The organism is Salmonella sp. SAL4457, from assembly GCF_046548235.1.
Classification (GTDB): Bacteria; Pseudomonadota; Gammaproteobacteria; order Enterobacterales; family Enterobacteriaceae; genus Salmonella; species Salmonella enterica.
The window spans coordinates 1-247 of record NZ_JBGDZO010001079.1 but is presented as its reverse complement, the minus strand read 5'-3'; the positions used below and the strand labels follow the sequence as shown (position 1 = coordinate 247).

Genomic DNA, 247 nt, shown 5'->3' with positions numbered 1-247 from the left:
CCGTCGTGACGCTGACCAGCCAGACGCAGGCGAATGCAATCACCGCCACCACCGACCAGGAGGGGCGGTTCGTGTTCCCGATCGTCCGGCCCGACCGCTACACGCTCCGCATCGCCATCGCGGGCTTCAAGACCCTCGAGCAGACCAACATGGTCGTCACCGCGAACGACAAGTTCTCCGCGGGCATCCTGACCCTCGGGGTCGGCGAGCTCGAGGAGAGCGTCAGCGTGACCGCTCGCGTGAGCGA

1 protein-coding gene is annotated in these 247 nt (G+C 67.2%); it reads left to right on the top strand.

Annotated elements, in window-relative coordinates:
* The coding region (locus tag ACLJNW_RS27515; RefSeq protein WP_410961727.1) for a carboxypeptidase-like regulatory domain-containing protein at nucleotides 1-247 on the top strand (247 nt) is incomplete at both ends.